This window comes from Klebsiella sp. JN_Kp126, assembly GCF_033843325.1.
Classification (GTDB): domain Bacteria; phylum Pseudomonadota; class Gammaproteobacteria; order Enterobacterales; family Enterobacteriaceae; genus Klebsiella; species Klebsiella michiganensis.
This window is the reverse complement of record NZ_JAWXQV010000087.1, coordinates 29,637-44,004: the sequence shown is the minus strand read 5'-3', so window position 1 is coordinate 44,004 and position 14,368 is coordinate 29,637. Positions and strand designations below refer to the sequence as shown.

General features: G+C 60.0%; 12 protein-coding genes. All 12 read right to left on the bottom strand.

Features of this window, described 5'->3' with window-relative positions; genetic code table 11:
- Positions 1–158: 158 nt before the first annotated feature.
- Positions 159–1,316, bottom strand: coding sequence for a CdaR family transcriptional regulator (locus SIK97_RS22545; protein ID WP_014226730.1), 1,158 nt, complete (start codon positions 1,314–1,316; stop codon positions 159–161).
- Entirely contained in the window at positions 1,313–2,488 is a 1,176-nt protein-coding gene (locus SIK97_RS22540; RefSeq protein WP_032751158.1) for a glycerate kinase, read from the bottom strand. The genes SIK97_RS22545 and SIK97_RS22540 overlap by 4 nt, the downstream gene beginning before the upstream one ends.
- A gap of 13 nt (positions 2,489–2,501) precedes the next feature.
- On the bottom strand, positions 2,502–3,872 hold the full coding sequence (locus SIK97_RS22535) for an MFS transporter (RefSeq protein WP_023321586.1): 1,371 nt from the start codon (positions 3,870–3,872) through the stop codon (positions 2,502–2,504).
- A gap of 76 nt (positions 3,873–3,948) precedes the next feature.
- Positions 3,949–4,827: an SMP-30/gluconolactonase/LRE family protein gene (locus SIK97_RS22530; protein WP_025106027.1), complete on the bottom strand. Its 879-nt coding sequence runs from the start codon at positions 4,825–4,827 to the stop codon at positions 3,949–3,951.
- 13 nt (positions 4,828–4,840) lie between these two features.
- A complete protein-coding gene (locus SIK97_RS22525) occupies positions 4,841–6,178 on the bottom strand; it encodes an MFS transporter (protein ID WP_057173451.1) in 1,338 nt (445 codons plus the stop codon).
- A 135-nt stretch (positions 6,179–6,313) separates the two neighbouring features.
- Complete coding sequence (locus SIK97_RS22520; RefSeq protein ID WP_057173452.1) at positions 6,314–7,504, bottom strand: thiolase family protein; 1,191 nt, start codon at positions 7,502–7,504, stop codon at positions 6,314–6,316.
- 11 nt (positions 7,505–7,515) lie between these two features.
- Positions 7,516–8,250, bottom strand: a complete 735-nt coding sequence (gene fabG / locus SIK97_RS22515) for a 3-oxoacyl-ACP reductase FabG (protein WP_057173453.1) — start codon at positions 8,248–8,250, stop codon at positions 7,516–7,518.
- Positions 8,251–8,252: 2 nt separating this feature from the next.
- Entirely contained in the window at positions 8,253–9,854 is a 1,602-nt protein-coding gene (locus SIK97_RS22510; RefSeq protein ID WP_057173454.1) for an acyl CoA:acetate/3-ketoacid CoA transferase, read from the bottom strand.
- Positions 9,851–11,407, bottom strand: a complete 1,557-nt coding sequence (locus SIK97_RS22505; protein WP_032751151.1) for a class I adenylate-forming enzyme family protein — start codon at positions 11,405–11,407, stop codon at positions 9,851–9,853. Before SIK97_RS22505 ends, SIK97_RS22510 begins: the two co-directional genes overlap by 4 nt.
- A gap of 248 nt (positions 11,408–11,655) precedes the next feature.
- On the bottom strand, positions 11,656–12,045 hold the full coding sequence (locus SIK97_RS22500; RefSeq protein ID WP_032694034.1) for a VOC family protein: 390 nt from the start codon (positions 12,043–12,045) through the stop codon (positions 11,656–11,658).
- A 1-nt stretch (position 12,046) separates the two neighbouring features.
- Positions 12,047–13,381 (bottom strand): L-fucose:H+ symporter permease, encoded by a 1,335-nt coding sequence (gene fucP, locus SIK97_RS22495; protein WP_032751147.1) that lies wholly within the window; start codon positions 13,379–13,381, stop codon positions 12,047–12,049.
- 36 nt (positions 13,382–13,417) lie between these two features.
- Complete coding sequence (locus SIK97_RS22490) at positions 13,418–14,359, bottom strand: ribokinase (RefSeq protein ID WP_016809705.1); 942 nt, start codon at positions 14,357–14,359, stop codon at positions 13,418–13,420.
- Positions 14,360–14,368: the final 9 nt, after the last annotated feature.

The following is a 14,368-nucleotide window of genomic DNA, read 5'->3' as shown; positions in this document are numbered from 1 at the left end:
TCGCCGAACGGCTGAGGCGAAAAGCCCGCCATCGGCGAAGGAGGCACCGCCCGCGATAAAATCGCCGGGCGCGCTATTATTTTGATAAACGGCGATCTCAGAGTGATACGCGGTACCAGGTGGCGAGGGCGCGTACCGGCCTGCTCGCCCGCCGCTCGTTAGCTTAAGGTATCAATCCATTCGCTCTGGCGCGGGTTCTGCCGACGATAGCAGTGTACCGACACCGCCAGCTGCGTCAGGTCGGTGAAGACCATCGGATCGAGCTGAATATGCTTTTTAATCTGCTGTAGCCGGTAGGTGAGCGTATTGCGATGAATCCCCAACAGCAGCGACGTTTTGCCCGGCTCGGCGTTATTGGCAATAAAGCTGCTGAGGGTATCCAGCAGCACTTCGCCGGAATCATGCTCAAGCAGCTGGCGTACGTTATTGATGAAAAAATTGACCATATAGCTGTCTTCCAGCACCCGGAACAGGCAGAGCATCGCCATTTCACGAAAGTAGTAGATCTGCCGCTGCGGCTGCACTTTGCTCCCCACCTCAATCACCGAACGGGCGAATCGGATGGCCTCGCGAATATCAGGAGCGCTGTCCGCCTGCACGCCAATACCGATATGGTAATGGCTGATCTGATTGCTGAGGACAAACTCGATGCCCCGCAGCAGCGTTTCCTGGGATTCGCTCAGCGTATTGAGGAGCAATATTTCATTGCTGCCCAGCAAAATCACGTCTCTTACCCCGGACAGCTGCGAGAATTCCCGCAGCAGCGTACTCAGTATTTCGCTTAGCTGGTGCTGTTCGACCTGGACGGTTACCACGACCGGCACCAGCGGCGCATCAAAAGCGAAGCCAAGCTCCACCAGGCGATGCAGCGCTTCCTGTCCGGCGGGCGAAGCGCCTTGATCAAGATATTGACCAAACAGGGTATCGCGCAGACGCTGTCGCCAGTTGGTTTCCCGCATCTCTATGGCCTGGCGGACCAGCAGCTCGGCGGTGAGTACCGCCAGTTCAGCATAGCGGCTGATCGCCGCGGGATCGCCGCTGATGCCCACCACCATCACCACGCGATCGTCATAGATAATGGGATGATTAATACCGGGATGCACATTCTGGAAACGCGCGGCTTCCGCGGTGTTGTTAATACAAATGCGTTTACCGGTGCGTATCACCTCACGGGCGATCTCATGCTGCTCGCCGATACGATGCCGTTCACCTGAGGCAATGATCTGTCCATGATGGTCAATCACGTTCACATTATGATGAATTATCGCCATTGCCCGGGCGACAATTTCATTAGCCAGCGCCGTCGTAATAATCATACAGTTATCCGCTTATGTGCCTCTCCGCGCCGCCCGCTCAGAAAGGTTCGTAGAACATTCTCCGCTGCGTCGGCGAGGAGCTGTTCGCATGTGTTCATCGACTCCGCCAGCGGCATAGGGCGCTGGCAGATAGACCACATCGCGTCAATATGGTGTTGATACAATTGCCGACTGCTCTCATCGCGTCCGCCGCAAAGGGCCACAACCGGTACGCCGTGGCGCGCCGCTTTGCCCGCCACGCCCACCGGGGCTTTACCAAAGGCGCTCTGACGATCGAGCCAGCCTTCCCCGACGATGGTCAGCGCGGCATCGCTAAGATGACGGTCGGCGTTAAGCAGTTCGAGCACCAGGTCAATGCCCGGGCGCAGCGTGGCGCCCGCATAGGCGATTAGCGCGGCCCCCATACCGCCCGCAGCCCCGGCGCCGGGCCGTTCGCTGACGTCGTAGCCGAGCGTTTGCTTAAGCTGCCGACTGTAGTGCGCCATACCCGCCTCCAGCTCCCTGAGCGCCGCCTCGTCCGCGCCTTTCTGCGCGCCATACACCCGGGTGGCGCCATCTTCACCAAGCAGAGGATTTGTGACGTCGCAGGAGGCCTGTATTTCGGCCTGTCGTAAGCGCGGGTCCATGGCGCTTAAATCGATGCGCTGAATATGCGCTAGGTCCTTGCCCGCCGCGGGAACCGGCAGCAGCGTGCCGTCCTCGCGCCAGAAGCGGGCGCCAAGCGCTTGGGCAAAACCGATGCCGCCATCGTTGGTCGCGCTGCCGCCCAGCCCGATAATCAAACGCCGACACCCGGCATCCAGCGCCGCTTTTACCTGCTCACCCAGCCCAAAGCTGCTGGCCAGGCGCACATCCCGCTGCGCTTTCGGCGTGAGCTCCAGCCCACAGCTTTGCGCCATCTCGATAATGGCCCGTTCGCCGGGCAGGATCAGAAACGCGGCCTGTACGGAGAGACCGTAAGGCGAGGCGCAACGCTGCTGCTGCCACCTTGCGCCCTTCAGCTGCGGACTTTCCGCAAGGGCCGAGAGCAGCCCCTCTCCGCCGTCCGACACGGGCATTTCGACCAGCTCCAGCTCCTCGTCAACCCGGCGCAACCCCTGTGCTACCGCTGCGCAAGCGGCCTGCGCGCTACAGCTACCCTTAAACGAATCCAGCGCGATAACAATCTTCATGCGTTCTCCTGCGTTAATGCGCTTTGCGCGGCGTTTTATCGGTGGTCATAAGCTGCAATAACATCCCCAGCAGCGCGCATCCCGCCATGGTAAAGAAGGCGTAGATATAACCCGCCGGATTTTCCCACCCCCCACCGAACTGGATGAGCCAGCCCATAAGCAATGGCGAAATGCCGCCGCCGATAAACATCGCCGTGGTGATAATGCCGTTGGCGGTAGAGGTGGCGCGTTCTTCGGCGGAGTCCGAAGCCATGGCGTAGTAGATAGGCCACACGGCGTTGGCCACCAGGCCAAAAAATAGCTGAATGGCGATAAGGCGCGGCATATTGGTGGCGAAATAGAACAGCGCAATGCCGATACTCATCCACAGACCGCAGACGATCAGAGTACGTTTACGGCCAAAGCTATCGGACAGCCAGGGCCAAATTATCTGGCCCAGGGTTCCGGTAAGCGTGAAGATAATACTTAGCCCGGCGGATGCTGCCAGCGACAGGCCGGAGACGTGATAAAGATACGGCGGCAGCACAACGTTAATGCCCATATAGACAATTTGCGTCAGCAGGGTATTGCCCGCCGTTAGCGAAATATTGCGGTTGCGCAGGGTGCGTAAAAAGGTCTTCATCCCTTCGCCTTTGGCAACATGGCTGCTTTCCTGGGTCGCCGGGCGCGTCATCCCCTGGCTATCGATATGCAGATAAAGCGTGTTGATGCGATCGGCGGTGGAATATTTCGCCCAGAAAATCATCAGCGGGATGGCGACGATCAGCGCCAGCAGGAAGCAGTAGCGCCAGCTGCCTTCGCCAAATGCGGAAAGCACCAGACTTGCCACCACGCCGCTCAGCAGCGCGCCAATCGGATAGCCGGTATGATGCACCCCCAGCGCGAAGCCGCGTTTCTCTTTCGGCCACCACTCTGCGGTGTTGCTGACGCCGACGGGCTCGCCCCAGCCGGCCCCGAGGTTGACGCCAACGCGCAGCAGCACAAAAGCCGTCAGCCCGTGGCTGATCGCTTTAATTCCGGAAAGAAAAGAGAGGGCGGTATAGCCCAGCACCAGCGGTACCTGAAAGCGCGCTCGCTTCCAGCCTGAACCGTAGCGATCGCTCCAGATGGAGCCGGGGATATCCAGCACCGCAAGGGCAACCATAATCAGGGCGACGACGTTGCCCCACTGTTCCGGCGAGAGCGAAAACTCTTTAGATATGACCGGGCCAAGGCGCAGGATCATCTCGCGATCGTAGGCGTTAAGCACCCAGATTAGCCAGCAAACCAGCAGCGAAACCCAGGAGAAACGATGTATCAGCCGCTTTTTTCCACCTTGTTCGCCGGCAGGCGTGTGATTGATTGTTGTCATAGTCGTGTTTACTCCGCGGCGTCGCGACAGCATGATGCGCGCCGCCTGGTGTCAGGGTCAGAGTCAGTTCGCCGGGTATTATTGTTATCGCGGCGAGCCGGAGGTTGGCTTAGCCGGCAAAACGCCGTTCCGCTACGCCGGTCACGCCCAGGTCGTATAGGGCGAACAGGCTGCCGCGCAGCTGATTATCTTCCGGGAAGCGCGGGAGGGGCGGCTGCGCCATTGAGGTGACGTACAGCACGTCGAGGTTTTCGCCGCCGAACATGACGCTGGTCACTTTTTTCACCGGCATCTCAATGATGCGATCGACCTTGCCTTCCGGCGTGTAGCGCACCAGCTTGCCCGCGTAGACCAGCGCGTTCCACAGATAGCCTTCGCTGTCCACGGTGGCGCCATCCGCCGCGCCGCCTTCGCTGCGATCGACACGGCAAAAGACTCGTTCTCCGGAGAGATCGCCGGTCGCGGTGTTGTAGTCCCAGGCGCAGATTTCGCCCGTCCAGGTATCGGCAAAATAGAACGTCTCGCCGGAGGGGCTCCAGCAGGGGGCGTTAGAGACGATGATATTTTTCTTCAGCACGTGCAGTGACAGATCGGCGTCCAGGCGATATAGCGCGCCGCTCGGCTCCTCTTCACGCATATCCATCGATCCGAACAGAAAACGTCCCTGACGATCGACTTTGCCGTCGTTGAGCCGGTTAAAGGGCCGGTCCGCTTCCGGATGGTGCAGTAGCGTCAGCTCGCCGCTGGCGAAGTCGAGCAGATGCACGCCATTCTGTAGCGCCACCACCGCGCCTTCGCCGTTCTGGCGCAGGGCGAAAGAGCCAATTTTCTGCCGCACGTCCCAGCTCTTAATCGCGCCGCCCTGCGCGTTACAGGCGAACAGGCGCCCGTCGAGGCTGTCCACCCACCAAAGACGCTGCTGTTCGACATCCCAGACCGGGCTTTCGCCGAGTCGAGTTTTTAAATCCAGTAAGACTTCGATGCGCATAAGAACCTCCTGATTACGCTTTTTCGCCGTCGGCCCGTTTTGCCGATGCACTGCCGGGGGATGACGAACTTTTGATGAACACAGACACCAGCGCGCCGACGATCAGTAGCGCGACGGCGAACCATAAGCCGGACGTTGCCGCGCCGGTGCGGTCCTCAAACGCGCCGAGAATAAACGGCCCGAGAAAGCCGCCGCACAGCCCGAGGCAGTTAAGCAGGCCGAAGCTGCCCGCCAGCATATGCCCGCTCATGATCGAGGGGAGCCAGTTAAAGATGATGGATTGCATGGCGAAGAACATGAAGGCGGCCAGCGAGAAGCCAAGCAGCGCCACGCCGTGACCGGCAATTGCGCCAATGGCCATGCCGGTCGCCATGACCAGATATCCGGCCATCAGCATGCTGCGCGAACGCTGCTCCGTCCGGGCGAAGCGCGGCAGCAGGATCCCGCCAGCGGCGGCTGCGATCCACGGGATGGCGGTCAGCAGACCGATCTGCAGCGGGGTAAGCTGGCCCCAGCTACCGATGATCCCCGGCAGGAAATAACTCAGGCCGTAAACCGAAAACTGGTGAGTAAAGTAAATCAGCACCAGCAACAAAAATACGCGGGTGGTGAGCGCTGTTTTCAGGGAAAAACGGCTCGGCGTATGGCGCGTCTCCTCGGCTTCTTTCTCCAGTACCGCGTTGATTGCCTGCACGTCGTTGCTGTCCAGCCAGCGGGCGTCAGCCGGTTTATCCGGCAGTCTGCGCCAGACGACGAACGCCAGCGCTATCGCGGGCAGCCCTTCGATAAAGAACATCCACTGCCAGCCGTGCCAGCCGGACATTCCATCAAGGCTTAATAACAATCCGCCCAGCGGCGCGCCGATAATATTGGCCAGGCAGACTCCCAGCAGGAACAGACCGGTGGCTTTAGCGCGCTCTTCGCGGCCAAACCAGAGGGTCAGGTAGTAAATAATGCCCGGATAGAGCCCCGCTTCGGCGGCGCCGAGCAAAAGGCGCATCACGTAAAAGGACGTAGGCCCGGTGACAAACGCCATGCCGCAGGAGATGATCCCCCAGGTGATCATGATGCGGGCGATCCAGCGCCGCGCGCCAATCCGGGTTAAAAACAGGTTGCTGGGGATCTCCAGCACCGCGTAGGTGAGAAAAAACAACCCGGCCCCGAGGCCGAATGCGGTTGCGGAAAGGCCGATATCCACCGACATGGTCGCTTTCGCCATGCCAATATTGGTACGATCAATAAAGCTGATGATGTACGCCACGATAAGCAGCGGCATCAAATGGCGGTAGATCTTTTTATGGGTGCGCTGTAGCTGCGCCCCGTTTACCGCCTTTTCATTTATTGCGGACATGGTTATTATTTCCCCGTATTCGTGGTCAGAAGCCTTGCCGGGATCGCGTCGATCCCGTTCGTCAGCTCACAGGTTGTCGCCGGGTGCTGACCCGAACGACGCCCGGCCCGAAGCCCCACTTCGGGCCGTCTTTTCCTAAGCGCCTTCGCGCTCGAACAGCATAGAAATCCCCTGGCCGCCGCCGATGCACATGGTGACCAGACCGGTGCGCGCGCCGCTGCGCGCCATTTCATACATCAGTTTGACCGGCAGGATCGCACCGCTGGCGCCCACCGGGTGGCCGAGGGCGATCGCGCCGCCGTTGACGTTAACGCGGGCTGGATCGAGACGCAGATCGTTCATCACCGCCAGCGCCTGGGCGGCGAAGGCCTCATTGAGTTCAATTAAATCGATGGCGTGAACATCCATATTGAGACGGTTCATCAGGCGTCGGGTAGCGGGAGAGGGGCCAAACCCCATAATCTCCGCGCCGCAGCCGGCGACCGCCCAGCCGCGAATCCGCATGCGCGGGGTTAAGCCGCGCTGTTCCGCCTGCTGGCGGGTCATCATCACCAGTGCGGCCGCGCCGTCGTTAATGCCGGAGGAGTTGGCCGCCGTCACCACGCCGTCGGCTTTAAATGCCGGACGCAGCGCGGCGAGCTTTTCGCGCGGGGTGTCGCGCGGGTGTTCATCGGTCGCGAACAGGCGGGTCGCTTTTTTGCCGTCCGGCACCTCAAGGGCCAGAATCTGCTCGCGGAAGCGATCCTCAGCGATCGCCTTCAGCGCCTTCTGCTGGCTCGACCAGGCGAAATCGTCCATCGCTTCGCGGGTAATACCGAAGCGTTGCGCGACGTTTTCCGCCGTGACGCCGTTGTGATAAGGTCCTTCTGGCCAGGTAAGGATGGAGATCAGTCCATCTTCCAGCTCGCCGTGGCCCATGCGATAGCCATCGCGCGCTTTGCGCAGGTAGTAGGGCAACTGGGTCATATTTTCCGTTCCGCAGGCGACGACCACCTCGGCCTGGCCGCTTTGCAGCTGCATCATGCCGTCCGCCAGGGCCTGAAGCCCGGAGCCGCACTGGCGGTTAACCGAATACGCGGTGCTCTCCTGCGGGATCCCCGCCCGCAGCTGGCAGATGCGGGCGATAAAACCGCTTTCGGCGATTTGCCCGACGTTGCCGACGATCGTTTCATCGATATCCTGTGGCGCAAGCCCGGCGCGGGCGATCGCTTCGCGAATAACCGCTGCCCCGAGATCGTGCTGGTGGGTATGCTTAAGACTGCCGTTAAACGTGCCAATAGCGGTACGAACGCCGCTGACAACCACAATATCATTAGCCTGTGTCATCGTTTTTCTCCTTACAGCACCATGCCGCCGCCGACGTTAATCACTTCCCCGTTGATATAGCGCGCGCCGTCGGACGCCAGAAACGCCACGCACTCGCCAACGTCTTTCGCCTCCCCGGCGTAGCCCGCAGGGATCTTGTTAATCATGATTTGCCAGACGTTTTCCGGGACGCCGCGCGTCATATCGGTATCGATAAAGCCCGGGCAGATGGCGTTAACCGTGACGCCTTTTTTCGCCAGTTCGCGGCAGGCGGTTTTGGTCATCCCCACCACGCCGGCTTTTGACGCCGAATAGTTGGTTTGCCCGACGTTGCCAAGCCAGCTGGCGGAAGCGATATTGATAATGCGGCCCGCGCCGCGCTCGCGCATGCGGATGGCGGCCTGCTGCATACAGAGAAAAGTGCCCTTCAGATTGACAGCGATCACCGTGTCCCAGTCCGCTTCGGAGAGTTTGTGCAGCATGGCGTCGCGGTTGATTCCGGCGTTATTCACCACAATATCCACCGGGCCAAACGCCTCTTCGGCCTGGGAAAACAGCGCTTCGACCTGCGCTTTTTCACCGATATTGCAGTTGATAAACAGCGCCTGTGCGCCCGATTCGCGCAGGGACGCGGCGGCGGCTTCGGCGTGCGCGTCGCGATCGGCGATGATCACTCGCGCGCCTTCCCGCGCAAGCACCTGAGCAATGCCAAAGCCGATACCGCGCGCGGCGCCGGTAACAATGGCGGTTTTACTGGCAAGTTTCATAGCTAATTTCCTTGTGAGTCAGAGGATGAATTCCGGGACAGATGTTCCGCGAGGCCGCAGGGCTGCGGGGTGAACAAGCGACTGTCCATAATCTGAAGATCCGCGGCGATCGCCGGGCGAAAATCCATATGCGCCAGGATGTCGCGCTCAAGATCGATACCGGGGGCGATTTCCGTCAGCACCGGCCCCTCCGGGCGCAGTTCGAAAACCGCCCGTTCGGTGACGTAATGCATGGTTTGTCCTTTGGCGCGGGCCAGCTCGCCGTTGTAGGAAACCTGATTCACCCCGGCGACGAATTTGCGTACCTCGCCTTCGCGGCGGATATGCAGGGCCCCTTGTTCACAGGCGATCTCCAGCCCTTTGGCGGTAAAAGAGGAGCAGAACACGACGTGGCGGGCATTCTGGGTGATATCGATAAAACCGCCCGCGCCGGGGCAGGATGCGCCGAGCCGCGTGGCGTTGACGTGGCCGTGCGGGTCCATCTCGCCGGCGCCCATAAAGGTGATATCGACCCCCGCGCCGTTGTAATAGAGCATTTGATCCTGGTGGCTTATCATCGCGCTCAGGTTACGACCGATGCCGAAATCAACGCCGCCCGCCTGCTGCCCGCCGTAGATCCCTGACTCCACGGTGATGGTGACCTGCTCGCCGAGCCGTTCTTCGTGAATGATGGCGCCAATAACATCGTTAGGAATGCCGGTGCCGAGATTGATGACGCAGCCGGGCGTCAGATAGCGGCAGGCAATCCGCCCGATAAGCTTGCGCAGGTCGAGCGGCAGCGGTGCGTTCTGCGCGGCAGGCAGCTGGATATCGCCGCACAGCGCCGGATCGAAGTCCCAGCTGGAGGTCTGGCGGTGATCCATCTGCGGCTCTTCGCATACCACAATGGCGTCGATCAGGTTGCCGGGAACGGTGATGCTTTTCGGATGCAGCGAGCCTTTCGCCACGCGATATTTCACCTGCGCCAGCACCTTCGCCCCATAGCGTCTGGCGGCGAGAACCGCGTGCAGAACTTCCAGCTTCATCACCTCTTCATCGGTCGTGAGGTTGCCCTCTTCATCAGCATGGGTGCCGCGCACAATGACCACGTCCAGAGGAATGGCCGGGTAGAACAGATATTCGTCGCCGCGAAACGTCACGTGCTCGATCAGATCGGGCCGTTCGCGGGTGCGGGCGTTCATCCGCCCGCCTTCCATGCGCGGATCGACAAAGGTACCGAGCCCGACGGGGGAAAGCCGCCCGGTAAGCCCGGCGGCCATCGCGCTATAGAGATGGACGATCTGCCCCTGCGGCAGACACCAGGCTTCCACTTCGTTGTTGTTGATCATCGCCATCCAGCGCGGCGCCAGGCCCCAGTGCGAGCCGATAAGCCGCGTTACCATACCCGGGTGGGCGAAGTGCTGGATGCCGCGCTGGCGATCGCTTTGCCCAGCGGCATGCAGCAGCGTCAGGTCGCGCGGTTCGCCCGCGGTCAGAAAGCGCGCTTCGATAGCGCTTAAAATGGACTCCGCCGCGCCGATAAGCGTCATCCCGACGGTGCAGACGGTGTCGCCGCTGGCGACCCGCTGGGCCGCTTGATGGGCGTCGATAAATTTGCTGCTCACTTTTTATCCTCCGTTGATAGCGTGATGATGGATTCCGCGAGGCGCGTTTTGAGCTGTTGTTTGCTCACTTTTCCGTTATGGGTGCGCGGTAAAACGCGGGTGAAAATAATGCGCGCCGGCAGCTTAAAGCGGGCGATTTTGACCTTCAGCCAGCCGAGGATCTCTTCGCTGGTCAGGTGGTGCTGGCCGTCCGGCACGATAAACGCCACCGGCTCTTCGCCATAGATCGGGCTGGGGGTCGGGATGACGGCAACTTCCCGCACTCCCCGATAGGTAGAGAGAATGTTTTCCAGCTCCAGCGAGTAAATCTTCTCTCCGCCGCGATTGATCATGTCCTTGCTGCGGTCTTTTATGTACAACCAGCCTTCATCGTCGAGATAGCCCAGGTCGCCGGTACAAAACCAGCCCTGTGCATCGCAGCTCGGGCGTCGTTCGCTGTGCTGCCAGTACTCGCGGATCACCACGTCGCCTTTTAGCCAGATATGCCCGATTTGCCCGGCGGGGAGGAGCTGCTGGCGATCGTTGCGGATCGTAATGGCGAGGCCGGGGATCGCCTGGCCCGAACTGCCGCATTTATCGCTGCCCCAGACGTCGCCCGGAAAAATCGTCGCGGGTGAGGTCGTTTCGGTGAGACCGTAGATCGGCTGAATCGCCGTATGCGGAAACAGGGTTTTTAACTCGTTGATCAGTCCATCGCTCAGATGGCCCGCGCCGCAGGCAATCGTGCGTAACGCGGGGAAATCGCCTGGATGACTGGCGCTCTGCTCGCGTGCCGCCTGGCAGAGAAGGATAAAGATGGTTGGCGAGCCGTGCAGAAAGGTAATGTTCTGTTCGCGCAGGGTGCCGATCACCTGCGGGGCGTTGAACCGGTGCTGCAGCCAGATGCTCGCGCCGAGGCTAATAAACAGCGCCAGCAGCGCCGACAGGCCGGTGATGTGATAGATAGGTACCGCCAGAATGGTGCTATCCGCGGCGGTGAGATTCAGTTTTTGCGTATAGGCGTCAATCGCGCAGAGCAGGTTATTGTGCGTGATAATCGCCCCTTTCGGCTCTCCGGTGGTACCGGAGGTGAACATCATCACCGCCGTATCGTCGCGGTTAACCGGGACCGGCTGGCGGGTCAGCGGTTCGGGAAGTGAGATCGCCTGCCATTCGCTGAGCGAAACCGCGCGCGCGTCGGGGGTGTTTTTCAGCCAGTCCTGTACGGTCGCATCGAACAGCACGACCCGCGGGGCGATATGGCCCACCAGCTCCTCGCTTTCGGCCTGCTTAAGCTTAGTGCTGAAAGGCACCACTTCGATGCCCAGACCAAGCGCGGCAAAAAGGACTTCGCAAAAAGCGGGATGATTCCCCCAGGCCAGCAGGATTCGATCGCCTTTGCGCAGCGACCAGACCTGGTCAAGCTGCGCCATCGCTCGCTGTACCCGCAGGTGAAAATCGCGGTACAGATAGCGCCGATCCTCAAACGCCAGCGCCAGGGCATCCGGGCTGCGGGCGGCGCTGTGTCTCAGGGCCTGGTACAGATTCTGGAAGTCGGCGGAGGTGCTGCTCATTTGTCTCTCCTGATATTGCGTATTGACTGGAAGTAGTCTGGGGAAATTCAGGAGAGGAAATTGCCGAATGGCTCACAATAGAAAATCAACAAAACAGAAGCAATTTTGTAACATTGCACAATAGGCAGGAGAGGTCAGGCGGGGGGCGAAAATCTGGAAGCAGGCAGGCTTTTGTAAAGCCTGAGGAAGCCCACTTTTAGACCCGTGTTAACCGGGCCTAAAAGGGAGAAGGGGATCAGCCCGGCCGTTTAGCGTTTAAAGGCATCGAACTCGAGCCGTTCGCCATCGGGGCCGCGAATAAGCAGGAAGCGCACATTTTCTTCCTCAATCGGCCCTTCATCGAGCGGATAACCGAGCGCCGCCAGCCGCTGCTGCACCGCATCCAGGTCGCTGACTTCCAGCGCCAGATGATCGATACCGCAGCGAGGGGCGTCAAAAGGCGTTCCTTCGGGAAGCTGGTACAGCTCGAGGACGGCGCCCGCCATTTCAAGAAACGCGACTTCAATAGCGCCCTGCGGCGACGGTTTGCTAAACCGCTGCTGGCGCTGAAAGCCCAGCGGTTCATAGAAGGCAAGCGAACGCGTTAAGTCGCTGACCTGATAGCCAATATGAGCAATCGTGTTGATCAGTTCGCGCATGTTATACCCCCTTACGCACGCACCAGAAACCGTAGAAAGCGACATACACAAAGCACACAAGTGGGGCGATAAAAGCGATTTGCATATTGCCGCCGTTCATATCCGAGATAATGCCCATCACCAGCGGAATAACGGCCCCGCCGATAATCGACATCACCACGATCGAGCCTGCGGTCTGGGTATCTTTCCCCATCCCTTTGATGACCAGACCAAAGTTTGTCGGCCAGCATGGCGCCATACAGAAGCTGACCAGAATGAGCGCATAGACCGCCAGCATTGAACTGCTGAATACGGCAACCAGTAAAAGGGCGGTGGCGGCCAGGGCAAAGGTACCGAGCAGCAGCGCCGGATTCAGGCGGTTCATCAACCAGGTGGCCACGGTTTTACCCACGGCGTAAATCACCAGAGAAGCCAGCAGCCAGTAAGTCGCGGAGTGCTCGCTGGTGCCCTGCTGCACGAGCTGCACAAAGCGAATCGTGAAGCTCCATACGCCAACCTGGGCGCCGACGTACAAAAACTGCGACAGGATCCCGAGGCGAAAGCGCGGGATGGCAAAAAGGCGTTTCAGCGTAGGCCCCATGCTTTCCGTCGGGAGCTGCTGCTGCTGAGAGGGCGTGCCCTTGCACGACGGGAATTTAATAAACACGAACACCAGCGCCAGCACCACCAGCACGGAGCCGATAATCAGATAGGGCCCGACCACCTGGCCGACCATCTGATGGCGCGCGGCGTCCGCGGCGGCGGCGGGCATCGCCAGCAGCTGTTCATGGCTCGGATCGTTTTCGCCGAAGACCATCACCTGGCCAATCAGCACGCCGGAAATCACGCCCAGCGAGTTGAAGATCTGCGAAAAGTTAATGCGCTGGGTGGAGGAGTGGATCGGGCCCAGCAGGCTGGAGTAGGTGTTTGCCGAGGTTTCCAGAAAAGAGAGTCCGCAGGCGATCACCCCCAGGCAGGCGAGGAACGCGCCGTAGGTCATGATCTGCGCGGCCGGGACGAACAGGAAACAGCCGAGGGCGTACAGGCACAGCCCAATAATAATCGCCGCTTTATAGGAATAACGCTTAATCAGCGCCGCCGCAGGCAGGGCGACAAAGAAGTAGCCGAGGAAAAAAATCGACTGCACCAGCGCCGTCTGGGTATCCGTTAAATCGAAGCCCTTTTTAAACTGGGCGATCAAAATATCATTCAGGTTGCCCGCCATCCCCCACAGCGCAAACAGGCAACAGACCAGTAAAAATTGCAGCCAGGGGGTGTGCGGTAAATACGCGCTGGTGTCCAGTTTTTCATTGTGGACCGCCGCTTTATCGACCTTATCCGTGATTAGCGTACTCATTGAGCTATCCTCTTAATGGTTTTTATACAGTAGGGTTTATGCCATTTCATAATCAGAGGCGGCACGCAAAAGCCGTTCTCGTGCCTCCTGGTACTCAGGTAAAGATGATGCGCCCTGCTTTTCGACGCTGACGGCGGCGTATGCCGCCGCAAATCGGGCTGCGGCATGCAGCGGCTCGCCGCAGGCCAGTCGCGCCGCCAGCGCGCCGTTGAAGGCATCGCCCGCGCCGGTGGTATCGCGGGGATGAGAAGGAAAGCACGGAATAGGGGATTTCACGCCCTGCTCGCTCAGCAGGGCGCCCTTTGCGCCGAGGGTGATAATGACGTTGCGCGCGCCCTGAGCATGCAGCGCATCGGCGGCCTCGGCCGCGGCCGCCAGAGAGTCAACCCGGCGCCCGGTCATTAACCCGGCCTCCGTGGCGTTCGGCGTGAGCAGATCCACTTTGCTTAGAAAGGCGTGCTCAACGGGCTGCCAGGGCGCAGGATTGAGCACCACGAAGGCCCCGGCCTCTTTGCCGGCGTCAACGACCTGCTCAATGGCGGAAAGATTGTTCTCCAGCTGAACCAGCACCACATCCGCGCAGCCGATAGCGGGAATGCAGCCGGCGATTTCATCATCGGTCACCGTCATATTCGCGCCGGGGTCGACGGCAATCATGTTTTCGGCATCATTGCCGGCCACATAAATCAGCGCGTTGCCGGTGGGGACGTCTTCGGCGACCAGCAGCGTCACGGCATTGAAGCCCACGCCTTTCAGATGACGGCGGGCAAAATGGCCGAAGGTATCATTGCCAATCTTGCCGATATAGTGGACATTCGCCCCCGCTTTTAGCGCGGCGGTGGCCTGGTTCGCCCCTTTCCCCCCGGCGCTGGTCATACTCCCGCAGGCCACTAACGACTCGCCCGGCACCGGAAAGCGCTCCACTCTGGCAACCATGTCGAAATTGAATGAACCAAAAACACAGACTTTTCCTGACATCATTCGCTC

Excerpts from the sequence above, each read along its gene's own strand:
- SIK97_RS22540 (WP_032751158.1), bottom strand. The coding sequence starts at position 2,488 with ATGAAGATTGTTATCGCGCTGGATTCGTTTAAGGGTAGCTGTAGCGCG.
- fucP (WP_032751147.1), bottom strand. The coding sequence starts at position 13,381 with ATGAGTACGCTAATCACGGATAAGGTCGATAAAGCGGCGGTCCACAAT.
- SIK97_RS22525 (WP_057173451.1), bottom strand. The coding sequence starts at position 6,178 with ATGTCCGCAATAAATGAAAAGGCGGTAAACGGGGCGCAGCTACAGCGC.
- fabG (WP_057173453.1), bottom strand. The coding sequence starts at position 8,250 with ATGAAACTTGCCAGTAAAACCGCCATTGTTACCGGCGCCGCGCGCGGT.
- SIK97_RS22535 (WP_023321586.1), bottom strand. The coding sequence starts at position 3,872 with ATGCTGTCGCGACGCCGCGGAGTAAACACGACTATGACAACAATCAAT.
- SIK97_RS22520 (WP_057173452.1), bottom strand. The coding sequence starts at position 7,504 with ATGACACAGGCTAATGATATTGTGGTTGTCAGCGGCGTTCGTACCGCT.
- SIK97_RS22500 (WP_032694034.1), bottom strand. The coding sequence starts at position 12,045 with ATGCGCGAACTGATCAACACGATTGCTCATATTGGCTATCAGGTCAGC.
- SIK97_RS22490 (WP_016809705.1), bottom strand. The coding sequence starts at position 14,359 with ATGTCAGGAAAAGTCTGTGTTTTTGGTTCATTCAATTTCGACATGGTT.
- SIK97_RS22530 (WP_025106027.1), bottom strand. The coding sequence starts at position 4,827 with ATGCGCATCGAAGTCTTACTGGATTTAAAAACTCGACTCGGCGAAAGC.
- SIK97_RS22505 (WP_032751151.1), bottom strand. The coding sequence starts at position 11,407 with ATGAGCAGCACCTCCGCCGACTTCCAGAATCTGTACCAGGCCCTGAGA.
- SIK97_RS22545 (WP_014226730.1), bottom strand. The coding sequence starts at position 1,316 with ATGATTATTACGACGGCGCTGGCTAATGAAATTGTCGCCCGGGCAATG.